Origin of the sequence: Burkholderia sp. COPS (genome assembly GCF_019425585.1) — a bacterium.
In the GTDB taxonomy this organism is placed as follows: domain Bacteria; phylum Pseudomonadota; class Gammaproteobacteria; order Burkholderiales; family Burkholderiaceae; genus Burkholderia; species Burkholderia cepacia.
This window is the reverse complement of record NZ_WIXR01000013.1, coordinates 266,487-287,606: the sequence shown is the minus strand read 5'-3', so window position 1 is coordinate 287,606 and position 21,120 is coordinate 266,487. Positions and strand designations below refer to the sequence as shown.

The following is a 21,120-nucleotide window of genomic DNA, read 5'->3' as shown; positions in this document are numbered from 1 at the left end:
TCATGCCTATCATTCGATCGATGCGCGTCCTCGACGTGCGCTTTCCGACCTCGCGCCAGCTCGACGGCTCCGATGCGATGAACCCGGACCCCGATTATTCGGCCGCGTACGTCGTGCTCGAAACCGACCGCGACGGGCTCGAAGGTCACGGCCTCACGTTCACCATCGGGCGCGGCAACGAGATCTGCTGCGCGGCGATCGACGCGATGCGTCACCTCGTCGTCGGCCTCGACCTCGACTGGATTCGCGCGGACATGGGCCGCTTCTGGCGGCACGTCACGTCGGACAGTCAGTTGCGCTGGATCGGCCCCGACAAGGGGGCGATTCATCTGGCGACGGGGGCCGTCGTCAACGCGGTGTGGGATCTGTGGGCGAAAGCCGAACGCAAGCCGTTATGGCGGCTCGTTGCCGACCTGAGCCCCGAGGAACTGGTGCGCGCGATCGACTTCCGCTACCTGACGGACTGCCTGACGCCGGACGAAGCGCTCGACCTGCTGCGCAGGCAGGCGCCGGGCAAGGCCGAGCGGATCGCGATTCTCGAGCGCGACGGCTACCCGTGCTACACGACGTCGGCCGGCTGGCTCGGCTACAGCGACGACAAGCTGCGGCGGCTGTGCCGCGAAGCCGTCGAAGCCGGGTTCGACCACGTGAAGCTGAAAGTCGGCGCGAACCTGGAGGACGATATCCGCCGCGTGACGATCGCGCGCGAAGTGATCGGCTCGGACCGCAAGCTGATGATCGACGCGAACCAGGTGTGGGAAGTGGACGAGGCGATCGACTGGGTGCGCGAGCTGGCGTTCGCGCGGCCGTGGTTCATCGAGGAGCCGACGAGCCCCGACGATGTCGAAGGGCATCGCACGATCCGCGAAGCGATCGCGCCCGTGCAGGTCGCGACCGGCGAGATGTGCCAGAACCGCGTCCTGTTCAAGCAGTTCATCGCGCGCGGTGCGATCGACGTCGTGCAGATCGATGCGTGCCGGCTCGGCGGCGTGAACGAGATTCTCGCGGTGATGCTGATGGCCGCGAAGTACGGGCTGCCCGTCTGCCCGCATGCGGGCGGCGTCGGGTTGTGCGAATACGTGCAGCATCTGTCGATGATCGACTACGTGTGCATTTCCGGCACGAAGGAAGGGCGCGTGACGGAGTACGTCGATCACCTGCACGAGCATTTCGTCGAACCGTGCATCGTGCGCGGCGCGGCCTACATGCCGCCGACGGCGCCCGGTTTCTCGATCGAGATGAAACCCGAATCGCTGGAGCAGTACCGGTTCCGGGGCTGAGGCACGGCGCGCGCGACGCGCGTCGTGCGCGCCGACAACTTGAACGACGGAGACGCGAAGTGGATTTGAATCTGCAACACAAGGTCGTGATCGTGACCGGCGGCGCATCGGGCATCGGTGCCGCGATCTCGATGCGGCTTGCCGAAGAAGGCGCGATTCCGGTGGTGTTCGCGCGCCACGCGCCCGACGATGCGTTCTGGCGCGCACTCGTGCAGAAGCAGCCGCAGGCCGCGTGCATGTCGGTCGAGTTGCAGGACGACGCACAGTGCCGCGACGCGGTTGCGCAGACCGTCGCGCGCTTCGGTCGTCTCGACGGCCTCGTCAACAACGCGGGCGTCAACGACGGTGTCGGGCTCGATGCCGGTCGCGATGCGTTCGTCGCGTCGCTCGAGCGCAACCTGATCCACTACTACGTGATGGCGCACTACTGCGTGCCGCACCTGAAGGCGACGCGCGGCGCGATCGTCAACGTCGCGTCGAAGACGGCCGTGACCGGCCAGGGCAACACGAGCGGCTATTGCGCGTCGAAGGGCGCGCAACTCGCGCTGACACGCGAATGGGCCGTCGCGTTGCGCGACGACGGCGTGCGCGTGAACGCGGTGATTCCGGCCGAGGTGATGACGCCGCTTTACCGCAACTGGCTCGCCGGTTTCGACGACCCCGACGCGAAGCTGGCGGGCATCGCCGGCAAGGTGCCGCTCGGCAAACGCTTCACGACGGCCGACGAGATCGCCGATACGGCCGTATTCCTGCTGTCGGCACGCGCATCGCACACGACGGGCCAGTGGCTGTTCGTCGACGGCGGTTATACGCATCTCGACCGTGCGATCAGCTGAGGGCCGCGCTCCATGCAACCCGACCCGAACCTGACTGCCGCGCCGCCGCTGATCGCATTGACCGGCATCGGCAAGCGCTTCCCGGGCGTGCAGGCGCTCGACGATTGCCGTTTCGACCTGCGTGCCGGCGAAGTGCATGCGCTGATGGGCGAGAACGGCGCCGGCAAGTCGACGTTGATGAAGATCCTCGCGGGCGTGTACCAGCGCGACGGCGGCGAGATCCGGATGGACGGCCGTGCGGTGGAGATCGCCGATCCGCGCGCCGCGCAGGCGCTCGGGATCGGCATCATCCATCAGGAACTGAACCTGATGAACCACCTGAGCGTCGCGCAGAACATCTTCATCGGCCGCGAGCCGCGCGGCCGCTTCGGCGTGTTCGTCGACGAAGACACGCTGAATCGCGATGCCGCCGCGATCTTCCGGCGGATGCGGCTCGATCTCGATCCGCGCACGCCGGTCGGCCGGCTGACGGTCGCGAAGCAGCAGATGGTCGAGATCGCGAAGGCACTGTCGTTCGACTCGCGCGTGCTGATCATGGACGAGCCGACCGCCGCGCTCAACAACGCGGAGATCGCCGAGCTGTTCCGCATCATCCGCGACCTGCGCGCGCACGGCGTCGGCATCGTCTACATCTCGCACAAGATGGACGAGCTGCGCCAGATCGCCGATCGCGTGACCGTGATGCGCGACGGCAAGTACGTCGCGACCGTGCCGATGGCGGATACGTCGATGGACGCGATCATCGCGATGATGGTCGGCCGCCAGCTCGCGACGGAATTCCGCACGCCGCCCGATACGTCCGCGAACGACGTCGCGCTCGAAGTGCGCGGGCTGTCGCGCGGCCGTGCGATCCGCGACGTCGGCTTCACGCTGCGGCGCGGCGAGATTCTCGGCTTCGCGGGCCTGATGGGCGCGGGCCGCACCGAGGTCGCGCGCGCGGTGTTCGGCGCCGACCCGATCGACGCGGGCGAGATCCGCGTGCACGGCAAGACCGTGACGATCCGCACGCCGGCCGATGCGGTGAAGCACGGCATCGGCTATCTGTCCGAGGATCGCAAGCACTTCGGGCTCGCGGTCGGGATGGACGTGCAGAACAACATCGCCATGTCGAGCATGCGTCGTTTCGTGCGCCGTGGCGTGTTTCTCGACGCGCGCGCGATGCGCGACACCGCACACGCGTATGTGCGGCAGCTCGCGATCCGCACGCCGTCGGTCGCGCAGCCCGCGCGCCTTTTGTCGGGCGGCAACCAGCAGAAGATCGTGATCGCGAAGTGGCTGCTGCGCGACTGCGACATCCTGTTCTTCGACGAGCCGACGCGCGGCATCGACGTCGGCGCGAAGAGCGAGATCTACAAGCTGCTCGACGCGCTGGCCGCCGACGGCAAGGCGATCGTGATGATCTCGTCGGAACTGCCGGAGGTGCTGCGCATGAGCCACCGGATTCTCGTGATGTGCGAGGGGCGCGTGACCGGCGAGCTGCGCGCGGCCGACGCCACGCAGGAAAAGATCATGCAGCTCGCGACGCAGCGCGAGTCGACCGTGTTGTCCTGATTCAGACGCCGATCCATACGCCTATCCGATCATGTCCAACGATACGCATCCCATTCCGCCCCTCGCGTCCGGCGATACGCCTGCCGGCGCATCGAGCCTGAAGTCGCGCTTCTTCAACCCCGCCGCGCGCCAGAAGCTGCTCGCGTTCGCGAGCCTCGTGCTGCTGATCGTGTTCTTCAGCTTCGCGTCGCCGAACTTCCTCGAAGTCGACAACCTCGTCACGATCCTGCAGGCCACCGCCGTGAACGGCGTGCTGGCGGTCGCGTGTACCTACGTGATCATCACGTCGGGCATCGACCTGTCGGTCGGCACGCTGATGACGTTCTGCGCGGTGATGGCCGGCGTCGTGCTGACGAAGTGGGGCATGCCGCTGCCGCTCGGGATCCTGGCCGCGCTGTTTTTCGGCGCGCTGTCGGGTTGCGTATCGGGCTTCGTGATCGCGAAGATGAAGGTGCCGCCGTTCATCGCGACGCTCGGCATGATGATGCTGCTCAAGGGGCTGTCGCTCGTGATCTCGGGCACGCGGCCGATCTACTTCAACGACACGCCGGGCTTCACGTCGATCGCGCAGGATTCGCTGATCGGCAACCTGATTCCGGCGCTGCCGATTCCGAATGCGGTGCTGATCCTGTTCCTCGTCGCGATCGGCGCGTCGATCGTGCTGAACCGCACGATCTTCGGCCGCTACACGTTCGCGCTCGGCAGCAACGAGGAGGCGCTGCGGCTGTCCGGCGTGAACGTCGACGCATGGAAGATCGCGGTGTACACGTTCAGCGGCGCGGTGTGCGGGATCGCCGGGCTGCTGATCGCGTCGCGGCTGAACTCCGCGCAGCCGGCGCTCGGGCAGGGCTATGAGCTCGATGCGATCGCGGCCGTCGTGATCGGCGGCACGTCGCTGTCGGGCGGCGCGGGCAGCATCGTCGGCACCATCATCGGCGCGTTCATCATGAGCGTGCTGACCAACGGCCTGCGCATCATGTCGGTCGCGCAGGAATGGCAGACGGTCGTGACGGGCGTGATCATCATCCTGGCCGTCTACGTCGACATCCTGCGCCGGCGGCGCCGCTGATGCACGCAGGCATGTGCTTCACCGCCGGTTCCGGCCGGCGTTCCAGTCGTTCCAGTCGATACGAAAAAAGGAGACGCGAAGTGATCAGGAGCAAGGTGTTGAACGCGATCGTCGGGCTGACGTTCGCCGTCGGCGTCACGGCCGGTGCGCACGCGCAGGAAGCCTACATCCCGCTGATCTCGAAGGGCTTCCAGCATCAGTTCTGGCAGGCCGTGAAATCGGGCGCGACGCAGGCCGCGAAGGACTACAAGGTGAAGGTGACGTTCGAAGGGCCCGAAACCGAGGCGATGGTCGACAAGCAGATCGACATGCTGTCGGCCGCGATCGCGAAGAAGCCGGCCGCGCTCGGCTTCGCGGCGCTCGACAGCAAGGCCGCGCTGCCGCTGCTGAAGAAGGCGCAGGCCGAGAAGATCCCGGTGATCGCATTCGACTCGGGCGTTGACAGCGACATCCCGGTGACGACGGCCGCGACCAACAACAAGGCCGCCGCCGCGCTGGCCGCCGACAAGCTCGCCGCGCTGATCGGCGACGAGGGCGAAGTCGCCGTGGTCGCGCACGACCAGACGAGCCGCACCGGCATCGATCGCCGCGACGGTTTTCTCGAGCGGATGAAGGCGGCGCACCCGAAGGTGCAGGTCGTGACCGTGCAGTACGGCGAAGGCGACCAGCTGAAGTCGACCGAGGTGACGAAGTCGATCCTGCAGGGGTACCCGAAGCTCAAGGGGCTGTTCGGCACCAACGAAGGCTCGGCGATCGGCGTGGTCAACGGCGTGCGTGAAATGAAGCGCAAGGTCGTGATCGTCGGCTACGATTCGGGCAAGCAGCAGAAGGACGCGATCCGCAGCGGGCTGATGGCCGGCGCGATCACGCAGAACCCGATCGGGATCGGCTACAAGACGGTCGAGGCGGCCGTGAAGGCGATCAAGGGCGAGAAGCTGCCGAAGGTCATCGATACCGGTTTCTACTGGTACGACAAGACCAATATCGACGATCCGAAGATCGCGGCGGTGCTGTACGACTGAACGCCGTGCCACGGCGCCGCCGCGCGCGGCGCGTAGCGTGTGCGGCGGCGCGGCGGCGCGGGTGGCCGCCTGAGCAGAACACGAGGACACCATGGGCGCAGTGCGTATCGACTCCCATCAGCACTTCTGGCGTTATCGCGCGGCCGACTATCCGTGGATCGGCCCCGGCATGGAGGTGCTCGCGCGCGACTACCTGCCCGACGCGTTGCGGCCGCTGATGCATGCGCAGGCGCTCGGCGCGTCGATCGCGGTGCAGGCGCGCGCCGGGCGCGACGAGACCGCGTTCCTGCTCGATCTCGCCCGCGACGATACGCACATCGCGGCGGTGGTCGGCTGGGAGGATCTCGCCGCGCCGCAGCTTGCCGAGCGCGTCGCCGAATGGTGCAGCCCGAAGCTGCGTGGCTTCCGGCACCAGGTGCAGGACGAAGCCGACGCCGGCGCGTTCGTCGCCGATCCCGGCTTCAACCGCGGCATCGCGTGGCTGCAGGCGAACGGTTACGTGTACGACGTGCTCGTGTTCGAGCGCCAGTTGCCGGACGTGCAGGCGTTCTGCGCACGGCACGACGCGCACTGGCTCGTGCTCGATCACGCCGGCAAGCCCGCGCTGGCCGAATTCGAGCGCGACGAATCGGCGCTCGCGCGCTGGCGCGCCGCATTGCGCGAGCTGGGCGCGCTGCCGCACGTCGCGTGCAAGCTGTCGGGGCTCGTGACGGAAGCGGACTGGAAGCGCGGCCTGCGCGGGAAGGACGTGCGGCATATCGAGCAGTGCCTCGATGCGGCGCTCGACGCGTTTGGCCCGCAGCGGCTGATGTTCGGGTCGGACTGGCCGGTGTGCCTGCTGGCCGCGTCGTATGACGAAGTCGCATCGATCGTCGAGCGCTGGGCCGAATCGCGGCTGTCGGCGGCCGAGCGCAGTGCGCTTTGGGGCGGGGCGGCGGCGCGTTGTTATGCGGTGCCGGGCGACGCGAAGCGCGGCATATAAAATAGGCGCGAACGGCCCGTGCGCTTCGCCGGGCCGTCCGCAATGCAACCGATCACCAGCATCAACGTATGTCCATCCAGCCGATCCAGAACCGCCGCCTGTACCAGCAGATCGCCGACAAGCTCAGTGCGATGATCGAGTCCGGCGATTTTCCGCCGGGCAGTTACCTGCCGCCCGAGCGCGAACTGGCCGAACAGTTCGGCGTGTCGCGCACGTCGGTGCGTGAAGCGCTGATCGCGCTCGAAGTGAGCGGGCTCGTCAGCGTGCGCGTCGGCGACGGCGTGAAGGTGCGCCACCCCGAAACGGCCGCCGCACCCGAACCCGCACCCGGCCTGGCAGGGAAGGCCGCGCCGTTCACGGTCATCGAGATCGATCCCGAACTCGGCATCGCACTCGATCTCGATACCGAAATCCCGCCGTTCGCGCTGTTGCAGGCACGCCGGCTGATCGAGCCGGAAGCCGCGTCGCTTGCCGCGAAGCACGGCTCCGACGAGCAGATCGAAGGCATCCACGAGGCGTTCCTGCGCAACCAGGAAGACAACCGCAGCGGCTCGCTCACGCATCCGGGCGACCGGCTGTTTCATATCCGCATCGCGGAAGCGAGCGACAACGCCGCGTATGCGCTGATGATCAAGCAGCTGCTCGCGCACAAGTACGACCTGATGTTCCAGCGGCTGCAGTCGCTGTACATGCCGAACGACATGCCGCACCGATCGGAACTGGAACACCGCGCGATCCTCGATGCGATCCGTGCGCGCGACCCGGACGCCGCGCGCCGCGCGATGGCCGAGCACCTCGACGAAGTGATCCGCATCTTCGGGCGCGCGCTCGACTGAGCGCGCGTCGACGCGCTGCCAGGTCAGAAGCGATCCGCGCGGTACGGCGCCGGATCGGTGAACGGCGCTTCGCCCGTCATCATCTCGGCCAGCAGGCGGCCCGTGACGGGGCCGAGCGTCAGCCCGTGATGGTTGTGCCCGAACGCGAACCACAGCCCGCGATGCGCGGGCGCGGGGCCGATCACCGGGCGCATGTCGGGCGTGCACGGCCGGAAGCCGAGCCACGGTTGCGGGTCGAGCCGCTCGCCGAAACCGAACACGGGGCGCGCGACACGTTCCGCGCGTTCCAGCTGCACGCCGGTCGGCGGCACGCGGCGCCGCGCGATCTCGACGCCGGTCGTCAGCCGCAGCCCGCGCTTCATCGGTGCGATCACGTAGCCGTATTCGCGATCGACGATCGGCGCCGACGGCACGCCGCGCGCGGACGGCGCGTAATGCATGTGATAACCGCGCTTCTCGCGCAGCGGGATCTTGTAGCCGAACTTGCCGAACACCGTGTCGGACCACGGGCCGAGCGCGACGACGACAGACGGCGCGGCGGCCGTGCCGTCCTGCGTGTTCACTTGCCAGCCGGGCGAGAGTGCGTCGAGGCTCGCGGCGTCGCCAGTCAGCAGCGTGCCGCCGCCTTGCACGAACAGATGCGCATACGCTTTGACGAGTGCGGCCGGATCGACGACGCTTTTCGGATCGAGCCAGTGCAACGCGCCGCAGAAGCCGGGGGCGAGGCTCGGCTCGTGCGCGAGCAGCGCGGCGGCATCGAGCGGCGTGATGCCGAGCCCGTGGCGGCGTGCGGTGAGGCCGGCCTCGGCCACGCCGCGTTCGAATGCGGCGGGCGTGCGGAACGCTTCCAGCCAGCCGTTCGCGCGGATCAGTTCGCCGGCACCGGCCCGAGCGATCAGCGCGTCGTGCTCGACGAGGCAGCGCTCGATCAGCGGCAGCATGTCGCGTGAAGCTGCCGCGTGGCGCAGCGGCGCCGATTCCCACCAGAAACGCGCGAGCCACGGCGCGAACGCGGGCAGCGACGCGCTGTGCCAGTAGAGATCGGTCGAGCGGTTCAGCGCGTAGCGCATCAGCGTGAACGGGCTGCGCGGGAACGGATACGGCTCGACCGACGAGCGCTCGATCAGCCCCGCGTTGCCGAAGCTCGTGCCTTCGCCGGGCGCACCGCGATCGACGAGGGCGACCTTGCGTCCGCGATCCTGCAGGTGCAGTGCGACGGAGACGCCGACGATGCCGGCGCCGAGAACGATGACGTCGAAGTCCATAGCGAGCTGGATGCAGGTTGTCGTCCAACATTGTGTTGAGACGAATGCCGGAGGTTTCACCGAAACGTGACTGCCGGTTAGGATACTCGCGATGCTGTCCGGTCAGCAAAATCCGGTCACGTTCCGCCCGCGCGATCTTTTACGATTCGCGACATTGAGAGCTTGGTTCACGCGTGAGGAGCCGGGCGGAATGCAGTTCTTTCCGGTGCGAGACCCATGAAAATGGGTGCGTCGCGTGTACGTAATGCCATGATTTAAAATGGTTTTGCATTTCAGGTCGATGGCGGTGTTTCTGCCCGAGGCCGGCGCGAGCGCTCCGCGCGTACCGAGCCCATCGGCGACGAGCCGGCCAAGCATCTATGATGGTGACGGTAGCAGTCTCCTGAATTGATAGAGAAACAGCGATGAAGCGAGAACCCGTGGCAGGCGTGCAGCCTGACGTGTTGCGTTGGGCGAGAGAAACGGTCGGACTGTCGATCGAAGAAGTCGCGACCATCCTTCGGATTCCGTCCAGCGAGGTTGTCGGCTGGGAGACGGGAACCGAGGCGCCGACATACGCTCAGCTCGAGAAGCTTGCGTACCAGGTTTTCAAGAGGCCGCTGGCGGTCTTTTTTCTCCCGGCTCCACCTGACGAGAAGGTGCCTCAGCGCGAGTTCCGGACGCTCCCCGAAACGGACATGCAGTCGCTCTCACGCGACACATATTTACAGATCCGGCAGGCGCAGGCATTTCAGGTTTCGCTGCGAGAAGTATTCGGTGGACGCAATCCCGCGCGAGACATGATCTGGAAATCGTTGGCGCTCTCGTTGTCGGAGTCGGTGTCAGCGCAGGCGGATCGCGTTCGTCATGTGCTGGGCATCACGCTTGATGAGCAGACTTCGTGGCATAACGACGACGTCGCACTGAAGCAATGGCGAAAGGCCGTCGAGGATGCCGGAATTTTCGTGTTCAAGTCGTCGTTCAAGCAGCGCGAAATCTCGGGTTTCTGCTTGATGGAGGATATGTTTCCGATCATCTATCTCAACAACGGCACGACGAAGACCCGTCAGATATTCAGTCTGCTGCACGAACTTGCGCATTTGCTTCTGAGCATGAATGGCCTGAGCAAGCTCAAGCCCGATTATATCGATGCGCTTCCTCAGGCCGAGAGGAGGATCGAGCAATTTTGCAACGCGATCGCGGCAGAGGTACTGATTCCACGCGCCGCGTTCAACGAGGCGGTGCGAGCGTTTCCGGCCGATGTCGAGTCCGCGTCTGACCACGTATTTTCGGATCTCGCGAATCATTTCGGTGTGAGCCGCGAGGCCGTGTTGCGACGATTGTTGGATCAAGGGCGAGTCGGCCAGTCTTTCTACAAGCGCAAGGCAATGGCCTGGTCGGCTCAGCAAAAAGAGGCGACAGGCGGAAGCTATTATGCGAATCAGGGCGCCTATCTCAGTGACCGCTTCGCCAGGGAGGTCGTCGGCCGTCATTACCAGCATCAGATCACGCTCGAGCAGGCCGCTGATTTTCTCGGCATCAAGCCGAAAAGCTTTGCAGGATTTGAAGCGCATGTCCTTCACGGGGCTGGTGCATGATCTATGTGTTCGACACTAGTTCCATCCGGTCACTCCAGCATTTCTACCCGCGTGTGTTCAGAAGCATCTGGGATGGTATCGAAAGACTCGTTGGCCAGAGGCGATTGATTTCGACGCGAGAAGTGTTGAATGAAATCGAGCGACAGGCCGTCAGCGCAGATGTATTGGCGTGGGTGAAAGTCAATCGTTCACTGTTCACGACGCCAAGTGCAGAGGAACTGCGATTTGTCGCTGCGATTTTGCGGATCAAGCATTTTCAGGCATTGATTGGACAGCAGCAGCGTCTCAAAGGGACGCCGGTCGCCGATCCGTTTGTCATAGCCTGCGCAAAGATCTGCGACGGGACGGTCGTGACCGAGGAAGGATGGCAGCACATGCAGGGCGGCCTGACGGCAAAACCTCACGCGGCGAAGATACCTAATGTCTGCGCGCATTTCGGCATTCCGTGCATTGACCTCGAAGAATTCATGCACCAGCAGGATTGGCGGTTCTGAAAACATCCCTGTGCACCGCTGCAGAACGTATGAAGTTTGACGTGCGTGGTTTCGTAATCCGCTGATCAATTCGCCGACACCGGTACCGACACGGGGCCCGCATCAACAATCGCACGCATCCGTATCGTTCTCTACGCGTCAATTCCGCATACTTTCTTCCCCTTCCCAGCGGGTGTTTCCCACTGGTGGATCACGCGGATTTTTACCTAAGATGAAGCAATCGTGCGCGTGATACGGTGCCTGCTCGCGCACGGAGGGAGGCGGGAGGCAGCGCCGGAGCGACGCCAGCGGATGTTGCCATCATGGATGCGAAAGTGTGCGCGGCGGCTGCCGGTTTTGCGACGGCAACGACGCCAACGTGCGCGGCGGCGATCGCCGCGCGGAAGACGGGCCGGCCCGGCCGTACCGCTTCACTGCGCCACGCACTTCTCGCAATCGTTTGCGTTCTGGGAGCGGCGCCGGCCGTGCTCGCGGGGGTTCCCGCCGACGCGGACGGTCCGTCCGACACCATGCACACCGCCGCCGCCGCAAGCCCTGCCGATTCCGCGGCGACGCCCGATCACGCCGTTTCGTCACACGACTCCGCCGTGCGTCAGGTCGTGCTCGGCATCGTCAGCTTCACGCGCTGGCCGACCATGCCCGTTCGTCTGCACCTGTGCGTCACCGGCCGCCCCGACTACGCGCGCGGCCTGACCGATACGCTGCAGGCCGGCTCGACGCTGCTCGACGTGCAGCATGTCCGCTTCGACGATCCGTCGCTCGGCATCGCGTGCGACGTCGTGTATCTCGGCACCTTGAACAACGACGAGAGAACGCGCGTCAGGCGCGCGCTGGCCGGCCATCCCGTCCTGACGATCGCGGAACACGATCCGTCCTGCACCGCGGGCGGCATGTTCTGTCTCAATGTCGATGGCGATCGCGTGTCGTTCGACATCAATCTCGATGCGGTGGCGCGCAGCGGCGTGCGCGTGCATCCGAACGTGCTGAATCTCGCACGACGGCCGGGGGCGCCATGATGCGGCCCTTGCTCCACCTGCCCCCTTCGCGCATGCCGCGCCCCACGCTGCAAAGCGTGCTGCGCCGCGCGCACCTGCGCCTCGCGTTCGTCGCCGTCGCGATGGCGGCCGTGTCGTTGATCGTCGTCGCCGTGATCGCGTTGCGTGCGTATGCCGGTAACAACCTGAACCTGCTGGCCCGCTCGCTCGGTTATACGGTCGAGGCGGCGCTCGTGTTCGGCGATCGCGTCGCGGCGAACGAGGCGATCGGGATGATCGCGAGCGAGGAAGACGTCGCGCAGGTCGTCGTCACCGACAGCAACGGCCAGCCGTTCGCGACGTGGCAGTTGCCAGCCGGCAACGGGATCGCGCGGCTCGAGCGCATCGTGGCCGACGTCGCGCTGCCCGGGCCCGTCGCGGTGCCGGTCGTGCATGACGGCATCGTCGTCGGGAAGGTCGTCGTGCGCGGCCGCGGGCACCAGTTCTTCGGCTTCCTGCTCGGCGGCATCGGCGGCATTCTCGGCTGCCTGGCCGTCAGTGTGTTCGGCGCGTATGTGAGCTCGAAGCGCCTGCTGCGCAACATCGTCGCGCCGCTGCGTGCGCTCGCCGGCGTCGCGCACGCGGTGCGGCGCGAACGGGCATTCGCGCGGCGTGTCGAGCCGGCGGCGATCGCGGAACTGAACGAGCTCGGCGACGACTTCAATGCGCTGCTCGACGAATTCGAAGACTGGCAGAACACGCTGCGCGACGAAAACGCGTCGCTCGAACACAAGGCGACGCACGATGCGCTTACCGGGCTGCCCAATCGCGTGCAGTTCGAGTCGCGCCTGGCGCGCGCGCTCGGCGACGCGAATGCGACGGGCCAGCGGGTCGCGATCCTGTATCTCGACTGCGATCGCTTCAAGGAGATCAACGATTGTCTCGGTCACGATGCCGGCGACGCGGTGCTGATCGGCGTCGCGTCGCGGCTGCGCACGCAGGTGCGCGAGACCGATCTGGTCGCCCGCCTCGGCGGCGACGAATTTGCGGTGATGCTGGCGGCGGTGCCCGAAGCGGGCAGCGTGTGCCGGATCGCCGACGAGATCTTGTCCGGCATGGCGCCGTCGATCGAGCTGTCCGACGGCCGCATGGTGGCCACCATGATGAGTGCCGGCGTAGCGCTGTATCCCGACCACGCATCGGACGCGAGCGGTTTGCTGCGCGCGGCGGATGCAGCGATGTACCGGGCCAAGCGCGCCCGGCCAGGCTCGTGGCAGCTGGCCGAAGGTGTCGCGGGGCCGGTTTGATCGATTGCTTCGCGCTGCGGGCGAGGCCGCAGCCGCGGATGACAACAGGCGCGCCCGGCGCGGGCGCACTCGAAGGGGATGCGACATGAACCACTCGTTTCCGGTGGGCATCGGGCGTACGTGCGTTTGGAGCGCGCTGCTGCTGTGCATGGCGCTGGGCGGCTGCAAGACGCCACCGCTTCATCGCGGGCTGACGCAGACGCAGGTCACGGCGCTCAAGTCGGCCGGTTTCCAGGAAACCCAGCAGGGTTTCGAATTCGGCTCGACCGGGCCGATCCTGTTCGATTTCGATCGCTACAACCTCAAGCCCGATGTGCGGCGGATCGTCGAGCGGATCGGGCGCACGCTCCATTCGGCCGGGATCAACGGGGTGCGGGTCTACGGTTATACGGACGAAGAGGGCGTGGACGACTACGACGTCGAGTTGTCGCGTCGGCGTGCCGAGGTGGTGGCGATCGAGCTCGTCGATCTCGGGCTGGACCCGAAGCGCATCGCGGTCGTCGGGAAAGGCAAGCTCGACCCGGTGGGCGACAACCGGACACCGGCGGGCCGCGCGCAGAACCGGCGGGCGGCGATCGTGGTTTCGCCGCGGTGAGGTTTCGCTTCGGCGGGGCGGCGCGGCGCGTGCAGCGGAATTCCGGGCGTTTGCTCCCCGCGAGCAGCCGATCGTCATGCCCCTGACATGCTGACGTGGCGCATTACCGGGTGAAGCAGTCTTCGACGCCCGGATGGCGTTGCTCGACGCATTCGAGCCCGGGGCTTTCACGTGTCCGGACGAAATCGCCCCGCCGGCTCCTTGAATACTTCCTCACCATGGGGGCGCCGAGGGCGATCCTGCCCCGGAATCCCGCTGCCAGCCTGGTTTACCGGTTTTCGGGGCGCGAGCGTAAACGTTTGCGAGTGGCTTCCGCGCTGTCGGAATTTGTCCTACATTATCGGGGCTTCGGGCCGGCCAGCCGGCCTACGGAACCTGAGATCATACGCAAGGAACAAGAATGAGTTTCGCTCCGAACGGGGGTATTCCCAATGGTTTGGGCGGCGGCGGGCTGGGCTCGTTGAGCGCGCTCGGCGGCCTGGCCGGCCCGGTTGCGTCGAGTGTCGCCGGCAGCCTCGGGCCGCTCGCGGGGCTGGCCGGCCACGTCGACACCGTCCAGCGCGCGATGCAGCTCGCGCAGACCGGCTTCTCGCTGATGGACAAGACGCCCGGCGCGATCGCCGAGGCGATCAACGGTGCCGCCAACCCCGCGCGCCTGACCCAGCTCAACCGCTACGTGACGCTCGATACGCCGCTCGGCCCGGATGTGCTGCTGGTCAGCGCCGCCGTCGTCGACGAGCACGTGAACCGGTTGCCCGAGATCCACCTCGACCTGCTGTCCCATCGCCACGACCTGCGCCCGGAAGACCTGATCGGCCAGCAGGTCAAGATCCGGTTCGACCAGCAGGCGCGCCTGTCGACGCTCGAGCGTGTCGTCGCATCGGGTACCGGCGACAACGACCGTTATTTCGACGGCTACGTGGCATCGTTCGACCGCGCGGGCAACCCCGGGAACGTCACGCAGTATCACCTGACGGCGGTGCCGTGGTTCTGGTTCCTGACGCGCTCGACCGACTGCCGGATCTTCCAGAACAAGACCGCGCAGGACATCCTCACCGAGATCTTCCAGGAGCACGGGTTCTCCGACTTCGTGTTCGATATCCGGACGAGCCAGAAGCCGCTCGAATATGTCGTGATGTACCAGGAGAGCTACTACAACTTCTGCGCTCGGCTGATGGAGCAGGAGGGGCTCGTCTGGACGCACCGCTACGAGAAGGACAAGCACATCCTGGTGATCGGCGATTCGAACCTGCTGTTCCGCCCGATCGACGGGCTCGCCACGGTGCCGTTCGCGGCGACCGAGGCGAGTGAGGACAGCGGGATCGACCAGTTGCACGAAGGCCGGCGCTTCGGCGTCGGCAAGGTCACGTTCCGCGACTTCAACCACCAGAACCCGTCGTCGCCGCTGATGCTGGTGGAAGCCGGGCCGCAGAACCTCAAGCATGCGCGGCTCGACGCGACCGAGCGGTTCGAGCACCAGTCGCTGTACGACCACGGCGATGACGGTAACCGTTACGCCCGTTTTGCGATGGAGGCCGAGGAGGCGCAGGCCCACCGCTATACCGGCGGCGGCTACGCGTGGCGCATGACCACGGCGGGCGCGGTCACCGTGGCGAATCACCCGGTGCTCGAGAACAACCAGGAATACGTGATCCTGCACGTGCGTCACGAGGCGGTGAACGACTACACGCAGCACAGCGCGAAGCTGCCGTATCGCAACAGCTTCGCGCTGCTGCCGAAGAAGGTGCCGTATCGCGCGCCGCGCGGCACGCCGAAGCCGGTGATTCACGGCACGCAGTCGGCGATCGTCGTCGGGCCGAAGGGCGAGGAAATCTACACCAACGGCAGCGCGGTGAAGGTGCATTTTCCGTGGGACCGGCGCGGCAAGAAGGACGGATCCGATTCGATGTGGGTGCGCGTGTCGCAACCGTGGGCGGGTGACGGCTGGGGTGCGGCGGCGATTCCGCGGATCAAGCAGGAAGTGCTCGTCGCGTTCAACCAGGGCGATCCGGACAACCCGGTGATCGTCGGCCGCGTGTTCAACGGCGAGCAAGGCAATCCGTATCACGGCGCGGCCGGCCAGACGATGGGGATCAAGAGCCAGACGCACAAGGGGCAGGGGTCGAACGAGATCCGCATGACCGACACGAACGGCATGCAGGAGTTCTTCATGCACGCGCAGAAGGACATGAACACCGTCGTCGAGAACAACGAGACGCACAAGGTGCTGGGGCCGATGCGTACCGTGCTGGTGGCCACCGGCAGCGAAGAGAAGCAGATTCCGCAGGGCAACCTGACCGAGACGATCGCCGAGAAGCGCAGCACGACCGCGACCACCGTCGAGGTGACGACGCCGGCCAAGGACGGGGGCGGCGGCACGCAGGTTTACATGGCCGAGCGAGGCATCCTGCTGAAGGTGATGGACAGCTCGATCTCGCTCGCGCCGGAAGGCATTCGCCTCGAACACAAGGGCTCCGTGATCCTGATGACCGACGACGGCGTGATGGTCAACGGCAAGCGCATCGATCTCAACAAATAAAACGAACGAAACCAGCCATGCACTACGCAATTCACGAAGGCACCTTCGAACTGCCGGACGCGGCACTTGATCGCACGGTCAACATCCTGATGATGAACGCCGGCCCCGGCGGCCTCAATCTCGTGATCGCTCGCGGGCGCTTGCGTGACGGGGAGAATCTCGACGCGTTCGTCGCGCGCGAATGGGAAGTGGCGTCGCGCGATGCCAGGATGCTGACCGAGAAAGCACGCCGGCCGGTGACGGTGGCGGGTCGTGCGGGCGTTCAAATCGACTCCACGCACGAACGGGACGGCCGGCTCTGGCATCAGGTGCAGACCATGTTTCCGTCGGACGACGCCGGCCGCGTGCTGGTGATGACGTTGACCAGCGCGGCGCCGCTGACCGACGAACAGCAGGCGATCGCCGACCGCATGCTGGCCAGTTTCCAGCCGCGCGCGGCGCGACCGACCCTGCTCGGGCCGGGTGACGCGTCGTGAGCGCGGAAAACTTCGCGGCCGCTCGCTTCGAAGATCCGATCCAGCACACGTCGTTTCTGGGTGAACTGGTCGGTACGGTCGGGTCGGTTGTCGGCGGCGCCATCGTCGGGGCATTGGTGGCGGAGGCGATGGAGGGGCTGATATTCGCCGGCCTCGCCGCGCTCGAGATCGGCACGGCCGGGCTGGCGACGCCGCTCGTGATCGCGATCGGCGTCGGCGTGGCCGTTGGCTCGGGCGCGCTGATGGAAGCGAGCGGGATGAACGAAGCCATCGACGACGGCGCGAAGGCGCTGGCCAATTCGATGGTGCCGCCCGAGATCAAGGGCAAGATCGCAAGCGGATCGGGGAACGTTTACGTCAACAACAAGAAGGCGGCGCGGGCGGCGAAGCCGGGCGATCTCGATACCGTTGCGTGTACCGATCATCCCGGGCCGCAGATGATTGCCGATGGGTCGGGGAGTGTTTACATCAACGATCAACCGGCCGCGCGGGTCGGGGACAAGACCACGTGCGACGGCACGATTGCCGAAGGTTCGGACAACGTTTTCATCGGCGGCGGCACGCAGCGGGTGAGGGACGTGAAGTCGGCTACCCGGCTCGGATGGCTGGGGGCGGCGCTGGGTATTGCGCTCGCAGTTTGCGGGCGCGGAAAGATGAGCTGGGGGCAGTTCCTGAAGAGCAAGGTGCCGTGTCTTGCGGTGAATTTTGCGGCGAGTGCGTTCGGTACCTGGCTGGGGAGCCTGGCGCGGCCGTCGGCAGGGCATCCGGTCAACGTCATTACCGGCAGCAAGGTTCTCGACGGCACGGACGATACCGACTTCGTACTGCCCGGGCCGTTGCCGATCGTGTGGCAGCGTTTCTATAGCAGCCTCGATGATCGTGCCGACAGCCTGTTCGGGACGGGATGGAGCGTGCCGATCAGCGTCGAACTGCGGCTCGCGCGTGAACACGGCGAGGTTCAGTCGATCACTTACTGGGACGAGCAGGGGCGCGATATCGTGTTCCCGGCCGTGTCGCCGGGTGAGAGTCACTTCAGCGTGCCCGAAGGCATTTACCTGATCTGCACCGAGGGTGGCCACTATGTGGTCGAGACGGTCGATGGTGTGTATCGCGATTTCGGTCGTGCCCGGAGCGATGCGGATAACGAAACGCTCAAGCTGTGGCGTCTCGAGGATCGCAACGGCAACTGGATCGAGGTGGAGCAGGAAGCGGCCGGTGAGGTCGTGCGGCCGGCACGGCTGCATGACAGCGCTGGTCGCGTATTGGCGTTCGCCTACGACAAGTCGCACGCCCGACGCATTGCCGCGATCGAGCTGACACGTGGTGTGGACGGTGAGCAACCCGATACGCTGGTGCGTTACGCGTACAACGATGCTGGCGAACTGGTTGCCGTTACCGACCGCAGCGGCTATATCGCGCGACGTTTCGCGTACGAGCGTGGACTGATGGTTCAGCACACGTTGCGCGGCGGCTTGCAGTGTTTCTATGCGTGGGAGGGTGTTGGGCGCGATGCACGTGTCGTGCGCCACTGGACCAACGACGGCGAAGCGTACACGTTCAATGCGGACCTCGCCGGGCGCACGGTGACGATTACCGACCAGATCGGCCGCGTGACGCAGTGGACGTGGAACGAGGATCAGCAGCCGACGAGTCATACGGATGCCGAAGGTCATGTGTGGCACCTCGAATGGAACGCGATGCGGCAGTTGGTCAGTACGACCGATCCGGCAGGGAACACGACCCGCTTCGAATATGACGAGCGCGGGCGGCAGACGCAGCGCATCGATGCACTGGGCCAGGTCGAGCGCACCGAGTGGAACGGGCACTACGATCTGCCCGTCGCGGAAACCGATCCGGCCAACTCGCGCTGGATCTATCGCTACGACGATCGCGGCAACCTGACGATGACGCGCGATCCGGCGGGCTTCGCGACCGAGTATCACCGGGATGAACGCGGGTTGGTACACACGATCCGCGATGCGCGCGGTGGTTACAAGTTCCTCGAATGGAACGGCCGCGCGCAGTTGACCTCGTACACGGATTGTTCAGGCAAGGTCACGCGGTTTGCATACGATGCGCGGGGTACGCTTGCGCGCGTGACCGACGCGATGGGCCAGTCCACCGTCTATGAAACGGATGCGATGGGGAGGGTCACGGGGATCGGGACGGCCGACGGTGCGCGCCAGATGTTTCGATACGATGCGGCCGGGCGGCTCGTTGAAGTTGTCGATGCGAACCAGCGCAGCACGCGCTATGAACTTAATCCGCGCGGATTGCTGATAGCACGCACGGATGCGGCTGATCGTGTCGTGCGATTCGGGTACGACGATGCGTTCCGGTTGGCGAGTTTGACCAACGAGAATCGCGAGACGTATCGCTTCCAGTATGACCGTCGCGATCTGGTTTCTGCGCAGATCGGACTGGATGGTCACAAGCGTACGTACGAATATGACGTGTGCGGCCAAGGCACGAGTGTCCGGGATGGACAGATCGAGACGCGATACGAGCGCGACGCGATCGGTCGACTGACGGCGAAGCAAGCCGCGCATGAGCGGTGTGAATATCTGTACGACAAGGCGAGCCGAATCACATCCGCCGAGTTGTACACGCTGGCTGCTCGCGGCCCGTCGCTGAAGAATCGGGTCAGCTTGAAATACGGCGCTCGCGGTGAGGTCGTCGAGGAATACACACCGACCGGCTGGCTCGCGCATACCTATGATGAACTCGGCAATCGCGTCAGCACCACGATCTCCGGTGAGCGCACGATCGACTGGCTGCATTACGGGTCGGGACATGTGCACCAGATTCGCGTTGACGGTGCTGCGGTCGCCGACATGGAACGCGATGATCTGCATCGCGAGGTGCTGCGAACGCAGGGCAAGCTGACCAGTCGTTTCGGATACGACGCGGTAGGCCGTCGCGCACGGCACGCTGCGCAGCGGGGCCATGCGGCTGATGACCTGCTTGCGAAGCAGTGGCAATACGATGCGGCGGGTGACGTGATCCAGAAGCGCGATCAGCGTTATGGGACGACGAACTATCGGTATGACCCGACGGGTCGCATTGAACAGGCGGCGGGGCCGGGATTGCCGTCGGAAGTGTTTCGCTGGGATGCGGCAGCTAACCTGGTGTCGAGCGATCACCCGGGTGGCTACGTCGAGCACAACCGGCTCAAGATGTTCGAGGACAAGCGCTTCGAGTATGACGTTTATGGTCGGCTGGTTCGCAAGGTGAGTGGTCATGGGCCTGCGAAAGAGCTGGCGCTTGAATACGACGACTGGAACCAGCTGAAGACCGTCGTGACGAAGGACCGGCTGGGGATCGCGACGACGCATTTCGAATACGACGCGTTTGGTCGGCGGATTCGGAAGCTCAACGGCAGTTACGCGAGTACGGATTTCCTGTGGGACGGTATGCGGCTCGTGCAGGAGACGTATCACGACCGTCAGGGTGAGGAAGCGCTGACGTATTTGTATGAGGCTAATAGCTATGTGCCACTTGCGCGGATCGATCAGGGCAAGCCGGCGGCTAACGATGCTGATGCGAGGGATGCGGTTTACTACTTCCACAACGATGTTTCGGGGCTGCCGGAGGAGTTAACCGACGCAGGTGGAGATCTGGTCTGGCAGGCTCGCTACAAGGTTTGGGGCAACGCGGTGCAGGAGGAGTGGGTTGCGCAGGCGCCGCAGCGGCCGACAGCCACCTGGGGCGAAGTGTCGGTGGTCGCGCCAACGCCAACACGCGTACCGCGACCACAGAACCTGCGTTTCCAGGGGCAGTATTTGGACCGTGAGACGGGGCTCCACTACAACACGTTCCGGTTCTACGATCCAGACATTGGGCGGTTCATCAGCCCGGATCCGATCGGGTTGATGGGAGGGTTTAACTTCTATGCGTATGCACCCAACTCGCTTGGATGGGTTGATCCGCTGGGACTTTCCTGTGGAGAAACACCTCGAGCCAAACCGTCAAACTCGAGTTTGGCTAGTCGTATTCGCGGTATGCTCAATTTGTATCCGGAGGTAGTGGACCCGAGAACTGGACGTAGTATCCCTTTCCCCAGCGGAATAGGAGGGAAAGTTCCTGTCGCAGATCGGGTTTCGTGGGGCGCGACCGAGCGAGGAAATTTCATTAAGGAATGGTACGACCGAGGATATTCAACGCCTCGAGGGGGATGGGCTGAGTACGATATACATCATATTCAACCAAGGGAATTTGGTGGTAACAATGATTTCTGGAATTTGGTGCCGGTTCAGCGGAAAAGCCATCAGGAATTGTTCAATGCATTCTGGAGGGATTTTGACGGATTATGAATAA

Annotated in this window: 16 protein-coding genes; 15 read left to right on the top strand and 1 reads right to left on the bottom strand. The window is 65.2% G+C overall.

Annotated features, from left to right (window positions below):
* The first annotated feature begins 2 nt into the window (after window positions 1–2).
* The 7 genes from FOZ70_RS12005 to FOZ70_RS11975 all read left to right on the top strand — a co-directional run bounded on the left by FOZ70_RS12005 (window position 3) and on the right by FOZ70_RS11975 (window position 7,576).
* Window positions 3–1,280, top strand: a complete 1,278-nt coding sequence (locus FOZ70_RS12005) for an L-fuconate dehydratase (protein WP_219705945.1) — start codon at window positions 3–5, stop codon at window positions 1,278–1,280.
* Window positions 1,281–1,339: 59 nt separating this feature from the next.
* A complete protein-coding gene (locus FOZ70_RS12000) occupies window positions 1,340–2,116 on the top strand; it encodes an SDR family oxidoreductase (protein WP_059489473.1) in 777 nt (258 codons plus the stop codon).
* Between the two features lie 12 nt (window positions 2,117–2,128).
* Window positions 2,129–3,667 carry a sugar ABC transporter ATP-binding protein gene (locus FOZ70_RS11995; protein ID WP_059494866.1) on the top strand — a complete coding sequence of 513 codons (1,539 nt, stop codon included), beginning with the start codon at window positions 2,129–2,131 and terminating at the stop codon, window positions 3,665–3,667.
* Window positions 3,668–3,698: 31 nt separating this feature from the next.
* On the top strand, window positions 3,699–4,736 hold the full coding sequence (locus FOZ70_RS11990; RefSeq protein ID WP_219705944.1) for an ABC transporter permease: 1,038 nt from the start codon (window positions 3,699–3,701) through the stop codon (window positions 4,734–4,736).
* Window positions 4,737–4,816: 80 nt separating this feature from the next.
* On the top strand, window positions 4,817–5,758 hold the full coding sequence (locus FOZ70_RS11985) for an ABC transporter substrate-binding protein (RefSeq protein ID WP_021161439.1): 942 nt from the start codon (window positions 4,817–4,819) through the stop codon (window positions 5,756–5,758).
* Between the two features lie 91 nt (window positions 5,759–5,849).
* On the top strand, window positions 5,850–6,740 hold the full coding sequence (locus FOZ70_RS11980) for an amidohydrolase family protein (protein WP_219705943.1): 891 nt from the start codon (window positions 5,850–5,852) through the stop codon (window positions 6,738–6,740).
* Between the two features lie 68 nt (window positions 6,741–6,808).
* On the top strand, window positions 6,809–7,576 hold the full coding sequence (locus FOZ70_RS11975) for a FadR/GntR family transcriptional regulator (RefSeq protein ID WP_021161437.1): 768 nt from the start codon (window positions 6,809–6,811) through the stop codon (window positions 7,574–7,576).
* A 23-nt stretch (window positions 7,577–7,599) separates the two neighbouring features.
* Here FOZ70_RS11975 and FOZ70_RS11970 read toward each other — a convergent pair whose 3' ends face one another.
* Window positions 7,600–8,841: an FAD-binding oxidoreductase gene (locus FOZ70_RS11970; protein ID WP_219705942.1), complete on the bottom strand. Its 1,242-nt coding sequence runs from the start codon at window positions 8,839–8,841 to the stop codon at window positions 7,600–7,602.
* A gap of 404 nt (window positions 8,842–9,245) precedes the next feature.
* Between FOZ70_RS11970 and FOZ70_RS11965 the strand changes: the two genes are divergently transcribed.
* The 8 genes from FOZ70_RS11965 to FOZ70_RS11930 all read left to right on the top strand — a co-directional run bounded on the left by FOZ70_RS11965 (window position 9,246) and on the right by FOZ70_RS11930 (window position 21,116).
* The gene (locus FOZ70_RS11965; RefSeq protein ID WP_193093963.1) at window positions 9,246–10,418 is read left to right on the top strand and encodes an XRE family transcriptional regulator; all 1,173 of its coding nucleotides are present in this window, start codon (window positions 9,246–9,248) and stop codon (window positions 10,416–10,418) included.
* Window positions 10,415–10,912 carry a PIN domain-containing protein gene (locus FOZ70_RS11960; protein WP_104766916.1) on the top strand — a complete coding sequence of 166 codons (498 nt, stop codon included), beginning with the start codon at window positions 10,415–10,417 and terminating at the stop codon, window positions 10,910–10,912. The genes FOZ70_RS11965 and FOZ70_RS11960 overlap by 4 nt, the downstream gene beginning before the upstream one ends.
* A gap of 302 nt (window positions 10,913–11,214) precedes the next feature.
* Window positions 11,215–11,928 (top strand): YfiR family protein, encoded by a 714-nt coding sequence (locus FOZ70_RS11955; RefSeq protein WP_193093964.1) that lies wholly within the window; start codon window positions 11,215–11,217, stop codon window positions 11,926–11,928.
* A 32-nt stretch (window positions 11,929–11,960) separates the two neighbouring features.
* The gene (locus tag FOZ70_RS11950) at window positions 11,961–13,193 is read left to right on the top strand and encodes a diguanylate cyclase (RefSeq protein ID WP_230954022.1); all 1,233 of its coding nucleotides are present in this window, start codon (window positions 11,961–11,963) and stop codon (window positions 13,191–13,193) included.
* Between the two features lie 85 nt (window positions 13,194–13,278).
* Window positions 13,279–13,788 carry an OmpA family protein gene (locus FOZ70_RS11945; RefSeq protein ID WP_021161431.1) on the top strand — a complete coding sequence of 170 codons (510 nt, stop codon included), beginning with the start codon at window positions 13,279–13,281 and terminating at the stop codon, window positions 13,786–13,788.
* Window positions 13,789–14,188: 400 nt separating this feature from the next.
* Window positions 14,189–16,327, top strand: coding sequence for a type VI secretion system tip protein TssI/VgrG (gene tssI, locus FOZ70_RS11940; RefSeq protein ID WP_060066863.1), 2,139 nt, complete (start codon window positions 14,189–14,191; stop codon window positions 16,325–16,327).
* Between the two features lie 17 nt (window positions 16,328–16,344).
* Entirely contained in the window at window positions 16,345–16,803 is a 459-nt protein-coding gene (locus tag FOZ70_RS11935; RefSeq protein ID WP_059497124.1) for a DUF1795 domain-containing protein, read from the top strand.
* Window positions 16,800–21,116, top strand: coding sequence for an RHS repeat-associated core domain-containing protein (locus FOZ70_RS11930; protein WP_346656399.1), 4,317 nt, complete (start codon window positions 16,800–16,802; stop codon window positions 21,114–21,116). Before FOZ70_RS11935 ends, FOZ70_RS11930 begins: the two co-directional genes overlap by 4 nt.
* Window positions 21,117–21,120 lie beyond the last annotated feature (4 nt).